Source organism: Streptomyces coeruleorubidus, from assembly GCF_028885415.1.
Classification (GTDB): domain Bacteria; phylum Actinomycetota; class Actinomycetes; order Streptomycetales; family Streptomycetaceae; genus Streptomyces; species Streptomyces coeruleorubidus_A.
This window is the reverse complement of record NZ_CP118527.1, coordinates 6,711,803-6,727,772: the sequence shown is the minus strand read 5'-3', so window position 1 is coordinate 6,727,772 and position 15,970 is coordinate 6,711,803. Positions and strand designations below refer to the sequence as shown.

Annotated in this window: 13 protein-coding genes and 1 tRNA gene; 8 read left to right on the top strand and 6 right to left on the bottom strand. The window is 64.4% G+C overall.

Going from position 1 to position 15,970, the window contains the following annotated elements:
• Positions 1-6: 6 nt before the first annotated feature.
• Entirely contained in the window at positions 7-666 is a 660-nt protein-coding gene (locus tag PV963_RS31425) for a hypothetical protein (RefSeq protein ID WP_274819561.1), read from the bottom strand.
• A gap of 407 nt (positions 667-1,073) precedes the next feature.
• Here PV963_RS31425 and PV963_RS31420 point away from each other — a divergent pair.
• From PV963_RS31420 to PV963_RS31405, 4 genes are all read left to right on the top strand, one after another.
• Positions 1,074-1,135, top strand: a tRNA-Ser gene (locus PV963_RS31420).
• A 412-nt stretch (positions 1,136-1,547) separates the two neighbouring features.
• Positions 1,548-1,868, top strand: coding sequence for a hypothetical protein (locus PV963_RS31415; protein ID WP_274819559.1), 321 nt, complete (start codon positions 1,548-1,550; stop codon positions 1,866-1,868).
• On the top strand, positions 1,868-2,131 hold the full coding sequence (locus PV963_RS31410) for a hypothetical protein (RefSeq protein ID WP_274819557.1): 264 nt from the start codon (positions 1,868-1,870) through the stop codon (positions 2,129-2,131). Before PV963_RS31415 ends, PV963_RS31410 begins: the two co-directional genes overlap by 1 nt.
• Entirely contained in the window at positions 2,086-2,541 is a 456-nt protein-coding gene (locus PV963_RS31405; protein WP_274819556.1) for a nucleotidyl transferase AbiEii/AbiGii toxin family protein, read from the top strand. Before PV963_RS31410 ends, PV963_RS31405 begins: the two co-directional genes overlap by 46 nt.
• 317 nt (positions 2,542-2,858) lie before the next feature.
• Here PV963_RS31405 and PV963_RS31400 read toward each other — a convergent pair whose 3' ends face one another.
• Together PV963_RS31400 and PV963_RS31395 are read right to left on the bottom strand one after the other, a co-directional pair.
• Entirely contained in the window at positions 2,859-3,791 is a 933-nt protein-coding gene (locus PV963_RS31400; RefSeq protein WP_274818531.1) for an IS481 family transposase, read from the bottom strand.
• A gap of 920 nt (positions 3,792-4,711) precedes the next feature.
• Positions 4,712-6,982: a restriction endonuclease gene (locus PV963_RS31395; protein WP_274819554.1), complete on the bottom strand. Its 2,271-nt coding sequence runs from the start codon at positions 6,980-6,982 to the stop codon at positions 4,712-4,714.
• Between the two features lie 743 nt (positions 6,983-7,725).
• Between PV963_RS31395 and PV963_RS31390 the strand changes: the two genes are divergently transcribed.
• Complete coding sequence (locus tag PV963_RS31390) at positions 7,726-8,748, top strand: DNA-directed RNA polymerase subunit alpha (protein WP_274819552.1); 1,023 nt, start codon at positions 7,726-7,728, stop codon at positions 8,746-8,748.
• A 543-nt stretch (positions 8,749-9,291) separates the two neighbouring features.
• Here PV963_RS31390 and PV963_RS31385 read toward each other — a convergent pair.
• On the bottom strand, positions 9,292-11,121 hold the full coding sequence (locus PV963_RS31385; RefSeq protein WP_274819551.1) for a discoidin domain-containing protein: 1,830 nt from the start codon (positions 11,119-11,121) through the stop codon (positions 9,292-9,294).
• Between the two features lie 81 nt (positions 11,122-11,202).
• A complete protein-coding gene (locus tag PV963_RS31380) occupies positions 11,203-11,583 on the bottom strand; it encodes a hypothetical protein (RefSeq protein ID WP_274822171.1) in 381 nt (126 codons plus the stop codon).
• A gap of 279 nt (positions 11,584-11,862) precedes the next feature.
• Here PV963_RS31380 and PV963_RS31375 point away from each other — a divergent pair, with 279 nt between their 5' ends.
• The 3 genes from PV963_RS31375 to rfbB all read left to right on the top strand — a co-directional run bounded on the left by PV963_RS31375 (position 11,863) and on the right by rfbB (position 14,897).
• The gene (locus PV963_RS31375) at positions 11,863-12,465 is read left to right on the top strand and encodes a sugar O-acetyltransferase (RefSeq protein ID WP_274819549.1); all 603 of its coding nucleotides are present in this window, start codon (positions 11,863-11,865) and stop codon (positions 12,463-12,465) included.
• 393 nt (positions 12,466-12,858) lie between these two features.
• Positions 12,859-13,926, top strand: coding sequence for a glucose-1-phosphate thymidylyltransferase (locus tag PV963_RS31370; RefSeq protein ID WP_274819548.1), 1,068 nt, complete (start codon positions 12,859-12,861; stop codon positions 13,924-13,926).
• Positions 13,923-14,897, top strand: coding sequence for a dTDP-glucose 4,6-dehydratase (gene rfbB, locus PV963_RS31365; protein WP_274819546.1), 975 nt, complete (start codon positions 13,923-13,925; stop codon positions 14,895-14,897). The genes PV963_RS31370 and rfbB overlap by 4 nt, the downstream gene beginning before the upstream one ends.
• 33 nt (positions 14,898-14,930) lie before the next feature.
• Here rfbB and PV963_RS31360 read toward each other — a convergent pair whose 3' ends face one another.
• On the bottom strand, positions 14,931-15,539 hold the full coding sequence (locus tag PV963_RS31360) for a response regulator transcription factor (RefSeq protein WP_274819544.1): 609 nt from the start codon (positions 15,537-15,539) through the stop codon (positions 14,931-14,933).
• Positions 15,540-15,970 lie beyond the last annotated feature (431 nt).

Genomic DNA, 15,970 nt, shown 5'->3' with positions numbered 1-15,970 from the left:
CACAGGTCAGAGACTGTAGAACGAGGATTGCGTACAGTACTCAGCAGTAACCGAGAAGAGTACAAGCAACAGACCCGCCAACGCCAGCGTAAACTGCCATGCGGGGCCAGGATGACTTGAAGCCCAGATCGCCATAAGAAGCGCGATGACCAGGCCAGCCACACATGTCGCAAGATCATATTTCGCTGTCTTTTTAGCGCCCTCTGACCTTGCCTTTGCAAGGCTCAATAGAGCGAACAGGACACCCCAAGTGAGGTATGCCAGCGAAGCAGTGAGAAACGCTGTCGTACTGCGCTCCACTGTTTTTCCGAGAGTCATCAGGATAACCACCATCACAACGCCAGCCCAAAACTGATAGATGGCACTGGGATATAGTTTTTCGTTCTGGCGAGTGTCATTTAGCTCTAGTGAAATCACGAGGGTGTGAAGCCAGACAGCCGCCAGTACCATCAGCGTCAACGTCAACAAACGTTGGGTCCAGTCGTCGAGTCCATGGCCTGCCGGTTTGGAAGCAACGCTTTCCGCGAACTCTGTCAAAGGATGTTCGAGGGCTAGTACGGTCAGAACTCCGTAAAATACCAATGCAAGGTCGTAGACGGTTCGGTGACGCGCCGTCTGCACCAATGAATCGTTTACTTTAACAAAAGCCTCTTGATCGCCAGACATCGCGACGCTCCATACGAGATGCGTTGAGGGACGGATGCACGTTGTCCAATGTCACAGCCCTGTCGCTCCTCCGCGATCTAAGCACGTCCGAACGGGTGGGAGGCCAGTGTATGGGCAGCTGAGTCATTGCAGAGGCCGGATCGAACCTCTGAAACGTTGCCTTGTCGGCCAGCCGCTCCGTTACCGCATACTCGCCTTGGGATCAGGCACCTCATAAGTCATTAGGCCGCAAGATGTCTCGGTTCTTCGGCCGCTCAAGTGCAGTATGAGATGCGGTCGTGTCAGCACGCGGTGGCAGCCCGGTCGGGCTCCGATCGAACTCCAAAAGCACTGCTCAGCCAACCATGGACTATCCGTGGCCTCGTCCCACCTGATCTGCCACGTGCAGCGCCGTGACCTGCTGCGTTGCCCGGGCCCCAAGCGGCCTCCGGAGCCGTGTGCGCAGGTTCGAATCCTGCCGGGGGCACCACCAAACAAGCCCTGACCTGCATAAACGTGGGTCAGGGCTTAATTTGTGCATGCCAAAACGCACACCGCCATCCTGGCCATGACCGCTCCGCCCAGCGAGCCTTCGAGCTGTGACTTTGTGGCGCCAGACGGACGAAATCCCAAATGTCCGATCCCGTGGAACGGCCTCGCGTGGGACATGCGTGGGATGGGAGAGCCGAATGGTAGAGCCGACTCCGTAGGACACCTGCCGTGACCTGCGCATTTGCCGACATAGACAGTCGAAAAACATACGGAGGGAACAGGCCGTTTGACTTTCCCGGGTCAGTGCTGGGCACGGCTGTGAGCAGGCATTTCGTCGAACGTGACGCTCACTGCCCACGCGGATGCCGGTGTCGGCACCACGACGCCGCCGGTTACGGCATGCTGGGCGTATGAGCAGGTACGCCGCCGCGAGGATCTACGCGCTTCCGGAGTCGCTCGACGAGTTGGTCGGGCCGGCCTCAGGCACCGTGATCCTGCCCCGGCACATCGACTGGGGCCCACACTACGAGTACGACCTCGCCGACGAGGCCGACATGCTCCTTATGTACGAGCGGGTCATCCGGGAAGCCCAGACCCCAGCCGACCTGCGGGCGTACCTGAGCGCCGATCTGTTGCGCCAGCACTGGACGGACCTGTTCCTGCCCGCTCCGGCCCGTGCGGCCTGGCAGGCCCGCTTCCCCGAGCTCGCACCTGCGGCGGCCGCAGCGTAGTGGACGAGCTGCACCGCCGACTGATCCGCATCGGGCTCGACGCGCTCGCCGACGACTTCGGCTACGCCCTGGCGGGCGGCTACGCCGTCCAGGCCCACCAGATCGTCAACCGGGTCAGGGACGACGTCGACCTCTTCGCTCCGATCAACCGGGCCACCGTGGAGATGCCAGCAGCCACGGAACGCGTCATCGCCGCCACGAAGCCGCAGGCTTCACCGTGGAACTGGCCCACCAGAACCCCGAGCACACCTACACGCGGCTGAACGTCACCGATCCCGCCAGCGGCATCCAGAACAAGGTGGAACTCGTCGCCGAGTTCCTCAACCATCCGCCCGTGCCCTCCGAGCTCGGCCCGGTCCTGCACCCCGACGACGTCGCCGCCGGGAAGACCACTGCCCTGGACGGCCGGGCCGAGGTCCGCGACGCCATCGACGTCGATGGCCTCCTCAAGGCCGGATACACCCGCGAACGCCTGATGGAGCTGGCCAAGCAGAACGACGACGGCTTCGACCCGCGGATGTTCGCCGACTCACTCGCCCGCATCCAGCGCTATACCGACAAGCAGTTCGCCGCCTACGGCCTTACCGCGACCGAAGCCGCGTCCCTGCGGGAAGGATTCGCCGACTGGCAACGCGAACTGATCAGTCCGCCGGACGAGAAGCCTGCGAGTTAGCGAGCCGCAACAGCGACCGATTCATCGTCCCACCAGCGGCTCGTGCACACGGCACATCGAGCAGCTGCTCTCCTCGAATGGCCAGAAGATCATGTGCCGAGCAAAGGCTCTCAATCGTAATCATCCAGCAGTGCCTGGATGCGCTGGTTGGCGATCGCGACCCATCCCTACAAGCACTTGGCGTACTTGGCCATGAGGACCTCCCCACTGTTGCCAGCGCGTTCCGCGACCTCAGTTGGGTCGACATCGGCATGGAGCCAGGTGGACAGGGCCGAGTGGCGCAGGTCATGGGGGCTAGCTGTGCAGCTGACGGACGCCTATGACAGTGGGTCTTGGGCTTTCTGTCGTAGGCGTTCGTAAGGGGTCTGGCCGGCGAGGGCGCCGTGGGGGCGATGGTAGTTGTAGTAGTCCTCCCACTCCTGCAGTTTGCTGTTGAAGAGGTTGACGTCGTCGATGACCTGGCCCTCCAGCAGGCGGTAGAACTCCTCCGAGTCGATGCGGTGGGATCGCTCGACCTTGCCGTTCAGCCGCGGGGTGCGAGGCTTGATGCGGACGTGTCCGATGCCCTTGTCCAGCAGGTGCCAGTGGAAGGTCTGGCCGAACTCCTGGCCGTTGTCGGTCTGGATCTGATCGACCGCGAAGGGGAGCTTGGCCAGGACGTAGTCGATGAACTGGATTGCGGTCTTCTGATCGTTGCGGGGGAAGGCGCGCAGCACTCGCAGGCGGGTGCAGTCGTCGATGGCGGTGTACTGGTAGTAGCGCTTCTTCCGTCCGCTCTGGCCGAGCGGCTCGATGAACTTGACGTCCACCTGCAGCTGGTGGCCCGGTCGCTGCTTCTCGTAGCGCTTCCAGCGGATGGAGCGGCGCTTGTAGCGCTGCGAGGCCGGCAGCCGGTTCAATCCAACTTTCTTCAGGATCCGCCAGACGCCCGACGTGCTGATCGCGACGTCGTGGTAGCGCTGCAGATACATGGCGATCTTCGCCGGGCCGAAGTGGTACTGCCGACGCAGCCAGAGGATCTTCTCCACCACGTCGGCCGTCGTGGCACGCGGAGTGTGGTGCGGAGCGCTGGAGCGGTCCTTGAGGCCGTCCAGGCCCTCGGCTTCGTAGCGTCGGCGCCAGGTGTAGAAGCACTGGCGGCTGATGCCGTAGTAGCGGCAGGTGGCGGCGACGTTGCCGCTCACCTCTTCCGCGTGGCGCAGCACTGCGAGCCGATGGCGGGCGCGTCTTGCGAGCTCGCGTTCAGTCATGGGGGTCTCCTAGGGACGGGAGACCCACCTGTCAATGACGTCCGTCAGTTTTAGACCTAGCCGCGAGCTGGATGTTCACCTGGGCGGTTGGAAGCGCTAGTTCCCGGGCTCCGTGCCAGATGCGGTTGTACGTGCTGTAGGCGAGCCGCCTCGTTCGTTGAAGAACAGCCGTCCGTCGCTGGCCGTACCGAAGGTGTCGACGCTCTCTCGCCACAGCGCCAGCAGACCGGGCGGAAGAGGCACCGGGCGGGGGTTCCCCGGCGGGCGCCCTTCAGACCGCGCTCATCACGGAGTTGTCCGGAGTCGGTCCACTTCTTGCCTGCCCGGGGCCGAGTGTTGTGCAGGAACACCGTTCCCCAACCCTCCGCAGGCAGGACACAGTCCGGCAGAGTCACAGCGACCGCCTCCTCGGGCCGCAGCCAGGCGTAGTACATGCCGGCGAACAGCCCGACCAGCCGCCGTCCGGATGCCCTCCGGTAGCTGCCTATATAGGAGACGGCGCGGAGCAGAGAAGCTTGCAGCACGGCCCGCATCACGGCCGGATCCATCAAGTCGGTCAGCGGGGCGACCCTCGAAGCCCATCGCAGAGCAAGCTGTACGTCGGGGCGTGCCGTGTTCAGTTCTGGCCGGGGCAGGGCGAACGCCCAGTCCCGCAGCGCTCACAGCAGCAGCGAGTCATTCGGGCGGCCCCGCACGTCGCGAAGCATCGCCTGGCAATCCAGGCAGGGGGCAGACGCGGGGCGGGGCGGACGGCGCGTGCCCCGCTCCCCTGCCATCGCCGCCGGCACGGGTAACGCTGCTTGCGCCGAGAGCCTTCGGGTCATCACCTCTGACGTCGCCGTTTCGGCTCGGCCATTCCTCGAGGACCTCCTGCACCAGCCGCCGAGGAGCCCTCAGGATTCGAGATGCTGAAACTTACCTCACTTCTTTCCGGGAGCGAGCGTGGCCATCATCCGGGCGACCGCCTCCTTTTCGGGCTCGTTGAGAGCAGCCGAGCGGGCAGCGCCCCCGGGACGCCGCCTGTTCGCTGGGGGAGTTCTTGGCGGGGTAGCCGCCTCAACCCGCGCGCGAGCCGTGTCGTACATCTCGTCATCGAACTTGTAGCGATCGCCGTTGCCCACCTCGTAGTAGCGGAAGATCTCCTCCATCACGGGCAGTTGGTAGCTCGATGCCTCACCGAGTTCAGCCCAACTCACCAGAGCTGATTCGGCATAGTCGTCGATGAGATGAGAGATCGTCTCGTACGCGTCGTCGGCATCCCCGTAGTCGGACAGCAGTGAGGCGAATTGCAGGGCATCAGTCAAGAGGCCCCAGGTCGACAGGTCAGTCCCCTCGAGCCAAATGGCCGCTTGATCGACCGCGATTGGGAGGAAGTTCCTGAGCTCCGAGTGCTCGGAGTCCCTGAGGAAGGTTAAGATCTTTGCAATCGTCTCGTGTTCCCACGCCTCGCTGATGACCTCGTCTTCGCGGATGCTTCGCCATCCGATGTCGTGAACGCGCTGCGACTCGAGTGCGGCGCCCAACTGCATGTAGATCAGGGCGCGATGGGCGTCATCGTGGGCATAGTAGTGGCCCGGCGTGTTGAGGACCTTCGTTCGAAATACTCTCTCCAGCACCCCCTCCGCATCCGGAAGGCACCGGCACAGGGATTGGCGCACGTCCCACGCACCACCCGACGAGAGCATGGACCACAGGGTCTCGGCCTGCTCGAAGAACTGCATCCCGCTGACGAAATCCTTCATCTCGGCCGGGTCCGACGAGATATGGTCCCGCATATAGTCGCGCACCGACGGGTTGTGGAACTCCGCGAACACGAACTCGCCCTGCCGGGCGCTCCTGAGCATCGTGCCGTCCAGCACCTTAAGCGAACCTCGAAAGTCCCGGAGCGAACCTCCCGACGCAATCCACACGTCCTGCAGTGTGTCCATCCTGACGCGGGACACAAAGGAGAGAATCATCTTCAGGAGACGCACATCCGACGCGTCGAGTTGGTAGTTGACGATGTGGTCCCAGACGCGACGTGGGTCGTTCAGGTTGGCGACGATCTCGGCCGCGATGTCGCCCTTGGCGTACCGCCCGGCCTGCGCCAGGGTGACAGCGATGACACGCGGGTTGAAGTTCTCGTGTTCCACAATGGGCGTGTAGACGGCCGGTGCCGCGAAGACGGACTTGGTGCTGGCCGGGAAACTCGAGGCTGAGACGTGGTTGTAAAGGAGCGAGGCCCTCGCCCGGTAGGTGTAGTCGGTCACGTCGAGCACGCAGGTCATGATGTCGAAACGGTGTCTGTCGAGGCGCTCGTACCGTTGTTGTGCCTGGGCGAGAATGTACTCCCGCGTGGTGAGCAGAAACCGCTTGGCGGGGGCGCGGGACACCCGTTCCATCAGAGAAATGAGGCGGCCGTCCTCATTCTTGCCCAGTTTTTCGTCGATCGCCGTCTGACCCAAAAAATCGTCATAGTAGAAGAGTTGGGGTGCTGCGGAGTTCCACAGCCTGTTGGCCTCTTCCACGTCTTCGGATACTTCGACGAGTTCGTAGCCCTGGCTCAGATAGTGGGCACACAGCACGTGACTCAGAGTCGTCTTCCCCACACCTGGAGCACCAGCAATCACGCACACGTGTTGGTCTTCGAGGAGCCGGAGTGCCGCGGCACGACTGCCGGTCTCCGCATACGTGCGCAGAGTTTCGTCGACTCGTTCGGCAAGGTCCTGGGAGCGCGTGACGATACTCTTGGACAGCAGTGAATTCAGCACCGTGGCGCTTGTCAGCCACAGCCGCAGATGACGCTTGACGACCTGATCGTGCTTACGGAGGAGCGCGTCCAGTTCATCCTTTCCATAGATATCGCCGGGCGAGTTGACGAACGGCGTGAGCAGCGCATAAAGTTTGTCCTTCGCAGCTCTGCTCAACTCCACCGACGTGGCTAGAACATAGCGCCCCGGTGTGAGCTCACCGAGCTTCGGGGCTTCCACTTTCCGCATGTGTTCCAGCAATTTAGCGCGGCCGGAACGATGGAAGTGCTTGCACTGCACGATGAGGGCGGGATCGTCCCCTTTGAGGTGCCGCAGGTCCACTCCGCCATCCGGTCCCGAAGTGAAGATCTCCAGCCGAACGCCGAACTCCAACTCGAAGAGATCCTTACACACGGCTTCGAAGTCGAAGTCCGTTAGCCTGCCCAGGTCGAATGTTTCCATGATCCATGCCCCCTGCCCGGTCTCCGCCAACCCCAGGTCCGCTCGACGGCTGGAGTCCCAAGATCTCATGGCCCGGAAGCCCTCTGGCAATGAGCGCGGCCGCGACCCAACGCCGCCGTCTCCTCGCTCTCCCGTCAGAGTGCTGCTCTCCGGACAACGCATCACTCATCATGCAGGGCAGGGCTCCAGCGTCGGTGACGTGCTTCCCGCCGAGCCCTCACCGGGAGCCGAAACTCGGCATGGACACCCGCTCCAGTACATCCGGACGAGAAGCCGTGGGGGCACGGTCGCCGACGATCGTTCGCTCCCGACACCGCGCGGGATCGCCCTTACCAAGCCGGGCGCGCAACCTGCTCACTTCATTCGTCCCGCGCACTCCTGACGACTGCCTGTTCGATGAAGAGCGCACCTTATGCCCCCTGCGCTTGCCCGAAGACGTCGTGACCTACCTCACACAAGACGAGCAAATAGGGAATTTCATTTCTGCGGGACATGCGCGGGACGGCAGGCCTGACAACCTGTCAGGCCTGCCACTGATGGAACAGCCCAGCGCTGGCCGTCCTGCGCGCCCGAGAGCGAAGCAGAAACGGCCGTGGGGCGGGAGGGGGCCCGAAGCCTCCTGGCTGAGTTGGGGAGACCGGCGGTTCGGCCTCTGCGGAGACCGTATCGCCCGTATCGCCCGTACCCTTCATTGTGTCTACGGCGTCACATAGCGGGCGCCAAACCACTGGAGGCAACACCTCGTGCTGATTGCTCAGCGTCCGTCCCTGACCGAAGAGGTCGTCGACGAGTTCCGCTCCCGGTTCGTGATCGAGCCGCTGGAGCCGGGCTTCGGCTACACCCTCGGCAACTCCCTCCGCCGCACCCTCCTGTCGTCGATCCCCGGCGCTGCTGTCACCAGCATCCGCATCGACGGCGTCCTGCACGAGTTCACCACCGTGCCGGGCGTCAAGGAGGACGTCACCGACCTGATCCTCAACATCAAGCAGCTGGTCGTGTCGTCCGAGCACGACGAGCCCGTGGTGATGTACCTGCGCAAGCAGGGCCCGGGTCTGGTCACCGCCGCCGACATCGCGCCGCCGGCCGGTGTCGAGGTGCACAACCCCGACCTCGTCCTCGCCACGCTCAACGGCAAGGGCAAGCTGGAGATGGAGCTCACGGTCGAGCGCGGCCGCGGTTACGTCTCCGCCGTGCAGAACAAGCAGGTCGGCCAGGAGATCGGCCGGATCCCGGTCGACTCCATCTACTCGCCGGTCCTGAAGGTCACGTACAAGGTCGAGGCCACGCGTGTCGAGCAGCGGACCGACTTCGACAAGCTGATCGTCGACGTCGAGACCAAGCAGGCCATGCGTCCCCGCGACGCCATGGCCTCCGCCGGCAAGACCCTGGTCGAGCTCTTCGGTCTCGCCCGCGAGCTCAACATCGACGCCGAGGGCATCGACATGGGCCCCTCCCCCACGGACGCCGCCCTCGCCGCCGATCTCGCCCTCCCGATCGAGGAGCTCGAGCTCACCGTCCGCTCGTACAACTGCCTCAAGCGCGAGGGCGTCCACTCCGTGGGCGAGCTCCTGGCGCGCTCCGAGGCCGACCTCATGGACATCCGTAACTTCGGTGCGAAGTCCATCGACGAGGTCAAGGCGAAGCTGGCCGGCCTGGGCCTGGGCCTCAAGGACAGCCCGCCCGGATTCGACCCCACCCACGCTGCCGACGCCTTCGGCGCGAACAATGACACGGACGCCGGTTTCGTGGAGACCGAGCAGTACTGAACGCTGTGCTGACGTGCAGACCGTGCCGTTATCACGGCGATGGGCTGGTTGGCTCCGAGCCCGGCGTGGTTACGAGTCGCGTTCACCGACCCAGGGCGGCGACACACCTGGCGCTGTGGTCGTAGTTCCAGGCGCTGAGGGTGAGGGCGCGGGGGTGCCGAGGCCACCGGGAGGTTCTGGGGGGCAGTCCCAGTCCTCGCCGGTGGGCTGGCCGGCGCTGCCGACGGACTCCTTCGTGCGCGCGTCGAGGGAGCCCAGTAGGTCGAGGTCGAAGCGTCGCCGCCCCAGTGACCAGACCGTTGCTGCAGCGAGCCTTCCGGATCGCGTCCAGTGCCATCGGAGGCCACCAGCCCGAGCACGGTCGGCTGTGCGCGAAGCATCCCTGTATCGGCCTGGCAGTCACAGCCGAGCGCATCCTTCATCTGGGAAGTGCCTCCAGCCACCGCGGGAACAAGGACATCAGCAATCCCTGTCCTCGCTGGCCAGAGGCACTTCCTCAGCGTCGGGGCAAGGCCAGCGGTCGCCCTGTATGAGAGACCGAGGTCAGTTGTAGACGTTGAATTCTGCGACTGACCACCAGCTACGCGCAACATTGCCGGTATTGACGACCTTGATGTAGCGAACTGTCTGCGTCGGGAAGGAAATCAGGTGGACTCGTTGGCCGTCCGCTACGGACGTGACCTTGGTCCAGTCGGTTCCATCCGTGGATACGTATACGTCTGCGCTTCGCGCATAGTCGCTGACACTGTCGCCGACATCCAACACAATCTTGCTGAAGGTCTGCGTTTGTCCCATGTCCACTTGGGTCCAGAGGCCGTCATACTGCCCTGTGCCGGAGCTGTACCGGGTGTCGGAATTGGCATCGAGCATGTTTCCGGGCGCATCCCACTGGCTTGCGTCCGAAGCCTTTGCGGTCCAGCCCGTCCGCGGCAGCGCAGGGCCGAGATCTATGACTTCGAACGATGATCCACCTGCGTCTGCTCCGCTGGTTCCCTTCACGGAAACCGTGACCTTCCCCGCTGGAAGTCCCTTCGGAACGTAGGCGCTGATGCTCGTGTCCGACCAGGTGTCTATTTCGGCGTAGCTCGATCCGAAATACACCGTACCCAGCCCCTGTGCATCGCCGAAACCAGAACCGCGAATCGTGAACTTGGAGCGCGGCATTCCTCGTTCCGGCTTCAATTCGCTGAAGGTCGGCGATGGGAAGCTCGACAGCTTCTTGGTGGTGAACATCGCCGAGGTGCCGCTCGGCAGCGTATAGGTGTACGAGCCGTCGGTGGATATCTTGAAACTCTTGCTGTCGGTGGTCCCGTTGAATACTACGGTGACCTGCTCCCCTTCCTTGCTGGTCCAGTTCCTCAGCTGGAGGCCGTTCGGTATCACTGCCGGAGCTGCGATCGAGCCGGTTCCACGCGCAGACCCGTACACCTCGATGTCGCCGATGGCCCACCAGAAACCGGATGGCGCAGTACTGACGATGCGAATGTACTGTGCTGTACGGGTCGGCAGCGTGACGGCTATCTTCCCGATGCCCCCGCTGCCGCTCGCGATCGCGCTGCCCCAATCGACTCCGTCGATCGAAACGTAGATCTGGTACCTGGTGACGTAGTCGAACGAATCGTTCACGCCGGTGTCGAGGACGATCTTGTTGAAGCTCGTGGGGTTCCCCAGGTCGATCTGGAACCAGTCGCCGCTCGTCGGCCCGTGCCCGAGACTCAACCTGGTGTTGATGTCGCCGTCGATCGCGTTCGCGGCCACGCCCCAATCCGGCTGCGCGGAAGCCGTGGCGGTCCACTTGCTGCGGCTCAGCGCCCTTCCGGTCGTCTGGACGGAAGCTCCGATCGGGAGGGAGTACGTGACCAGCTTGTTTCCGGTACGGATGGAGTTCTGGTAGGGCAGGAGTGCCGGATCGTACGTGACGGTGACCGGGCCGGATGCCGACGTGAACGTGAAGTCGTGTGTCGGGTCCGAGACCTTGGTCGCTGCGGGGGTACGGCCGCTCTGCGCAGGCCCGGAGTACGTGAAGGTGACGGCGTCGCCGGCGTTCAGGGTGTAGTCGAACGAGTGTGTGCCGTCCGCGACGCTGAAGGTTTTCGCGGCGCTGCCCGAGTTGTGGGCGATCAGGACCTTCGATCCGTCCGGGTTCTGGAACGCGACGTTCTCTATGCTTCCTTCGCCGAAGGTGTTCGAGTAGATCCGGCGTGCTCCGGGCTTGACGAACCTGCTGGCGTGAGCGAGGGCGTGGTAGTCCACGTTGCAGGTCACCCGTCCGTCGGCCGGGTCGATCGTGAGCAAGCCCCGCAGCATGGGTATGCCGGCGGTGTCGCTGTTGAGCGGGCCCCGATCGGGGTCGAGTGCGATGTTCCACAGCATCACCCCGTTCGCCCGGTTGCGCGTTCCGTTGATGATCCACGTTCCCAGTGCTTCGCTGAACGCCGTCTGGTCGCTGTCCTGTCAAACGCCTCCGGTGGTTTCCGTGATGAAGGTTTCCTTGCCCGGGTAGTCGTTGTGGACCACTGTCTGGTAGTTCGGGTTGCCGCTGTAGATGTGCCATCCGGTTCCCGCGGTGTACTTGGAGGCTGCGGGGTCGCTGAAGATCGTCTCCGGATACGAGGGCACGTCCCAGTTGTGGTCCCAAGCCAGGATCTTCGTGGAGATTCCGTTGGCTTCGAACGCTTTGCCGATCTCCTGGATCAACTCGGCTTCCTGGCACGCGGACAGGAACATCCCGGGCCAGGTGGGAGTGCCCATGGGTTCGTTCTGCGGGGAAATGTAGGAGATGGGCACGCCGGCTTCGCTATAGGCGTGGATGAACTTGACGAAGTAGTCGGCCAGCGGGGAGGTGTGGCCAATGGCTCAGGGCGCCGAACCACCTTCGCATCACGTACGAGACGGTGCTGAACTTCCTCGATCACCATGTCCTCGGACGGGAGTGGCGGCGCCCCGCAATGCTTTAACTGATCACCCTCAGAATGACTTCGGTGAAACGGCTCGGCTGCGGGGTGAAGTGCGGCAGACTTCTGCGAGTGCCGGATGATCTTGTGCCTGACGCGCGGTCAACCAGGGGCACACCGAGCTTGTCCCCAAGGGATTGAACGAAGGGAGCGTTCCGCTGTGACGCATGCTCACGGGGAAGAAGTCCTGGCCCGCATCGCCAAGGGGCTCGTCTACACCGAGTCGGAAGCGGCCTTCCTGGCCCCTCGGCGCCGCACCGAGCAGATCTTCGAGTACAACCACACACCACCGAACGAAACGGAGAAACGTCGATCGCTGCTCATCGCCATCTTCGGCTCGGTCGGTGAACGCACGGTGCTGCTGCCACCGTTCCACGCCGGGTTCGGCAGCAACGTCCACATCGGCGACGACTTCTTCGGGAACGTGAACCTCACGTTCGTCGACGACGTGGACATCCGCATAGGCAACGGTGTCATGATCGCGCCCAGCGTGACACTGACCACGACGGGACACCCGGTGCACCCCTCGCGACGCGCTGACTTCGGACGGTTCTCGGAACCGATCGTGATCGAGGACAAGGTGTGGATCGGCAGCAACGCGGTGGTCCTGCCCGGCGTCCGTATCGGCTACGGATCGGTCATCGGCGCCGGCAGCGTCGTCAGTCGCAGCATTCCCCCGATGACCGTCGCGGTCGGAACCCCCTGCCGGGTGGTCCGCCCCATCACGGATGAGGACCTCACCACACGTACCGCCACGCATTAGTGCCGGTGGCGGAGGACCACGACCACCAGCACCGTCGCTCGGGACGGGCAAGTCCTCGGGTCACCGGACTCAACACCTTCGGCAATCATGGCCGCGTGACCGTCTGACCCGCTCCGCCTGACCGCCTGGCCGATGCCGGCCACCCCCGGCAAGCGGACGCCGCCTACGAGGACAAGGGCAAAGCATGCCACCGAACGGTCGCAGGGCCTGCCGGTGGAAACCGTGCCGACGAGGATCGGGCGCTGTCACATCTCGGCCCCCGGATCAACTTCCGTGACGCATGCACGCTGCGTACGACCGACGCCATGACGATCCCTCGTCCCGGGCCCCGGGACCGCGCCCGCGATCCGTACACCAGTTGGGCTTGAGCGGCGCCGCCTAGGCTCCGGCGGCATGAAGGCTCTCGTCCTGTCCGGGGGGTCGGGCACGCGCCTGCGGCCCTTCACACACACGTCTCCCAAGCAGTTGGTGCCGGTAGCCAACAAGCCGGTCCTCTACTACGTCCTCGAGGACATCGCCAAGGCCAGCATCACCGAGGTCGGCATCGTCGTTGGGGAGACGTCCAACGAGATCCGCAAGGCCGTCGGGAGCGGCGACAGATTCGGGCTCCGCGTCACCTACCTTCCGCAGGAGGCGCCCCTGGGTCTGGCTCACGCTGTCCTCATCGCCCGCGACTATCTCGGCGAGGAGGACTTCGTCATGTATCTCGGGGACAACTTCGTGGTGGGTGGCATCGCGGAACTCGTCGACAAGTTCCGCGCGGAGCGCCCCGATGCCCAGATCCTGCTCACCCGTGTCTCCGACCCGTCCAGCTTCGGCGTGGCGGAGATCGGCTGTGACGGCCGGGTCGTCGCGCTGGAGGAGAAGCCGAGGCACCCCCGCAGTGATCTCGCCGTGGTCGGGATCTACTTGTTCACGCCGGTCGTGCACAAGGCGGTGCGCGCCCTCACACCGTCACGGCGGGGCGAGCTGGAAATCACGGACGCCCTCCAGTGGCTCCTCGACGGACCCTACGACGTGCGGTCCACCACCATCTCCGGTTATTGGAAGGACACGGGAAACGTCGCCGACATGCTGGAGGTGAACCGCTCCGTGCTGGACGGGATCGAGCCGGGCATGGAGGGCCAGGTCGACGCGGCGAGCGAACTGGTGGGGCGGGTGCGGATCGAGGCGGGCGCGCGGATCCGGGCGTCGCGCATCGTGGGGCCCGCCGTCATCGGGGCCGGGACGGTGGTGACGGGATCGTACGTCGGGCCCTACACGTCGATCGCGGAGAACTGCTCGATCGAGGACAGCGAGATCGAGTTCTCCATCATGCTGGGCGACTCCCGGCTCACGGGCACGCGCCGGGTCCAGCACTCGCTCCTGGGGCGGAACGTGACCGTCGCTCCGGCCCCCCGCGTACCCGCAGGTTCCCGTCTCATCCTCGGTGACGACAGCAAGGTGGAGATCTCCTCATGACCACGAAGATCCTGGTGACAGGCGGTGCCGGCTTCATCGGCTCGCACTACGTCCGCGCCCTGCTCGGCCCGCGCGGCGACGGCTCGGTCGGGGTCACTGTGCTGGACAGCCTGACCTATGCAGGCAATCCGGCCAACCTCGATCCCGTCCGCGGCGACGAGCGGTTCGCCTTCGTCCACGGTGACATCTGCGATGCCCCGCTCGTCGATCGGCTGGTCGCCGAGCACGACCAGATCGTCCACTTCGCAGCCGAGTCACACGTCGACCGCTCTGTGCGCGGGGCCGCGGAGTTCGTGCGCACCAACGTGATGGGTACGCAAACGCTCCTGGACGCGGCCCTGCGCCACGCCCCCAGGACCTTCGTCCACATCTCCACGGACGAGGTGTACGGCTCCGTCGATGTCGGTGCCAGCACAGAGACCGATCCGCTGCACCCCAGTTCCGCGTACGCGGCCACGAAGGCGTCGAGCGATCTGCTGGCGCTGTCGTACCACCGCACGCACGGGCTGGACGTCCGGATCACCCGGTGCTCGAACAACTACGGCACCCATCAGCATCCGGAGAAGGTCATTCCGCGTTTTGTGACGACCCTGCTGAGCGGTGGCCGGGTGCCGCTCTACGGTGACGGCGGGAACCTGCGGAACTGGCTGCACGTCGAGGACCACGTCGACGCGGTGGAACTGGTGAGGGAGGGAGGCTCCCCGGGCGAGATCTACAACATCGGCGGCGGCACGGAGCTGTCCAACAAGGAGCTGACGGCTCTCCTGCTGGACGCGGTGGGCGCCGGCTGGGACTCCGTGGAATTCGTCGCCGACCGCAAGGGACACGACCGGCGCTACGCCGTCGACCACGGGAAGATCACCGCGCTGCTCGGGTACCGGCCACGCCGGGACTTCCGGGACTCGCTCGCCGAGACAGTGGCCTGGTACCGCGACCACCGCTCCTGGTGGGCACCGCTCACCGGATCCTGAGCCGACGGGCCCTGCGCCGCCAGTGACCGAGGGTCAGATCCAGCCGGACATACTGGCGATGCGTACCGCGTCGAGCCGGTTGCGCGCGTCCATCTTCCGGACGGTCGTCGCCAGATAGTTGCGGACCGTCCCGGGAGAGAGCGACAGCTTGACGGCGATTTCGTTGATGTCGTCCCCCGCGGCGGCGAGTTGGAGTATCTCCATCTCCCGCTCCGTGAGCGGGCATCCGGTGTTGCCCCAGGCGGCGAGCGTCAGTTCGGTGTCGAAGACCCGGCGGCCCTCGTGCACGCTGCGTATGGCATCGCTGAGGTGCGCCGCGGGGGAGCTCTTCAGCACCAGGCCGCCGAGGCCGGATGCCAGCGACTGGCGCACTGTGGCCAGCCGGGCGAATCGCGCGGTGAGCAGTGTGCGGCAGTCCGGGAGGTGCTCCTGAATCGCCATGGCGGAGAGAAGACCCTCCCGCTCGTGCATGTCGACATCGATGACCGTCACATCGGGGCTGTACTCCAGAACCGTCCGGATCAACTCGCTGCCGACGCCTGTGGAAGCGACGACTTTGATGTCCGATTCACGCTCCACTAGGAGAACCAGCGCGGCACGGACCATTTCCAGCTCTTCAGCAATCACGACTCGGATGGTCATGCATTCCCTTCCCCCGTCGATGGAACTCCGCCCTTCGCAATGCCATTTCGGCCAACATGGCCGTATCGCGATTAGCGGATTCCGTGCAGCAATAGGGTCGGGGTGGCGCAGCGATCAGTCCTTGATGGACCGGCCCACCCTCCCGGTACCCTCCCGGTACCCTCCCGGTCTGTACTTCCGCTTCGGGAAAGCCCAGGCGGACTCTCCCGGGAGTGAACGGGCAGGCGAGTTTGGCCCTGAGGCCCGCGACCGGATGCTGCTCATCGACTCCCCCGTCTTCTCGGCAAGGAACTGGCGTGGTCTCCGCAAACCGAGCTTGCGTACGACTATAAGAGGTGATTCAGGGAGTGGCTATGGGCGCCTGTGTGGCCGGAGAAAAGATGGCGGGAATCGCGGCCATAGAGTGACCGCGATTCGTGCCACCCTGGAAG

What these genes read in the sequence shown, in the direction of transcription:
- PV963_RS31400 (WP_274818531.1), bottom strand. Translation starts at nt 3,791, where the DNA reads ATGACTGAACGCGAGCTCGCAAGACGCGCCCGCCATCGGCTCGCAGTG.
- PV963_RS31395 (WP_274819554.1), bottom strand. Translation starts at nt 6,982, where the DNA reads ATGGAAACATTCGACCTGGGCAGGCTAACGGACTTCGACTTCGAAGCC.
- rfbB (WP_274819546.1), top strand. Translation starts at nt 13,923, where the DNA reads ATGACCACGAAGATCCTGGTGACAGGCGGTGCCGGCTTCATCGGCTCG.
- PV963_RS31415 (WP_274819559.1), top strand. Translation starts at nt 1,548, where the DNA reads ATGAGCAGGTACGCCGCCGCGAGGATCTACGCGCTTCCGGAGTCGCTC.
- PV963_RS31385 (WP_274819551.1), bottom strand. Translation starts at nt 11,121, where the DNA reads ATGCTGTGGAACATCGCACTCGACCCCGATCGGGGCCCGCTCAACAGC.
- PV963_RS31370 (WP_274819548.1), top strand. Translation starts at nt 12,859, where the DNA reads ATGAAGGCTCTCGTCCTGTCCGGGGGGTCGGGCACGCGCCTGCGGCCC.
- PV963_RS31360 (WP_274819544.1), bottom strand. Translation starts at nt 15,539, where the DNA reads ATGACCATCCGAGTCGTGATTGCTGAAGAGCTGGAAATGGTCCGTGCC.
- PV963_RS31425 (WP_274819561.1), bottom strand. Translation starts at nt 666, where the DNA reads ATGTCTGGCGATCAAGAGGCTTTTGTTAAAGTAAACGATTCATTGGTG.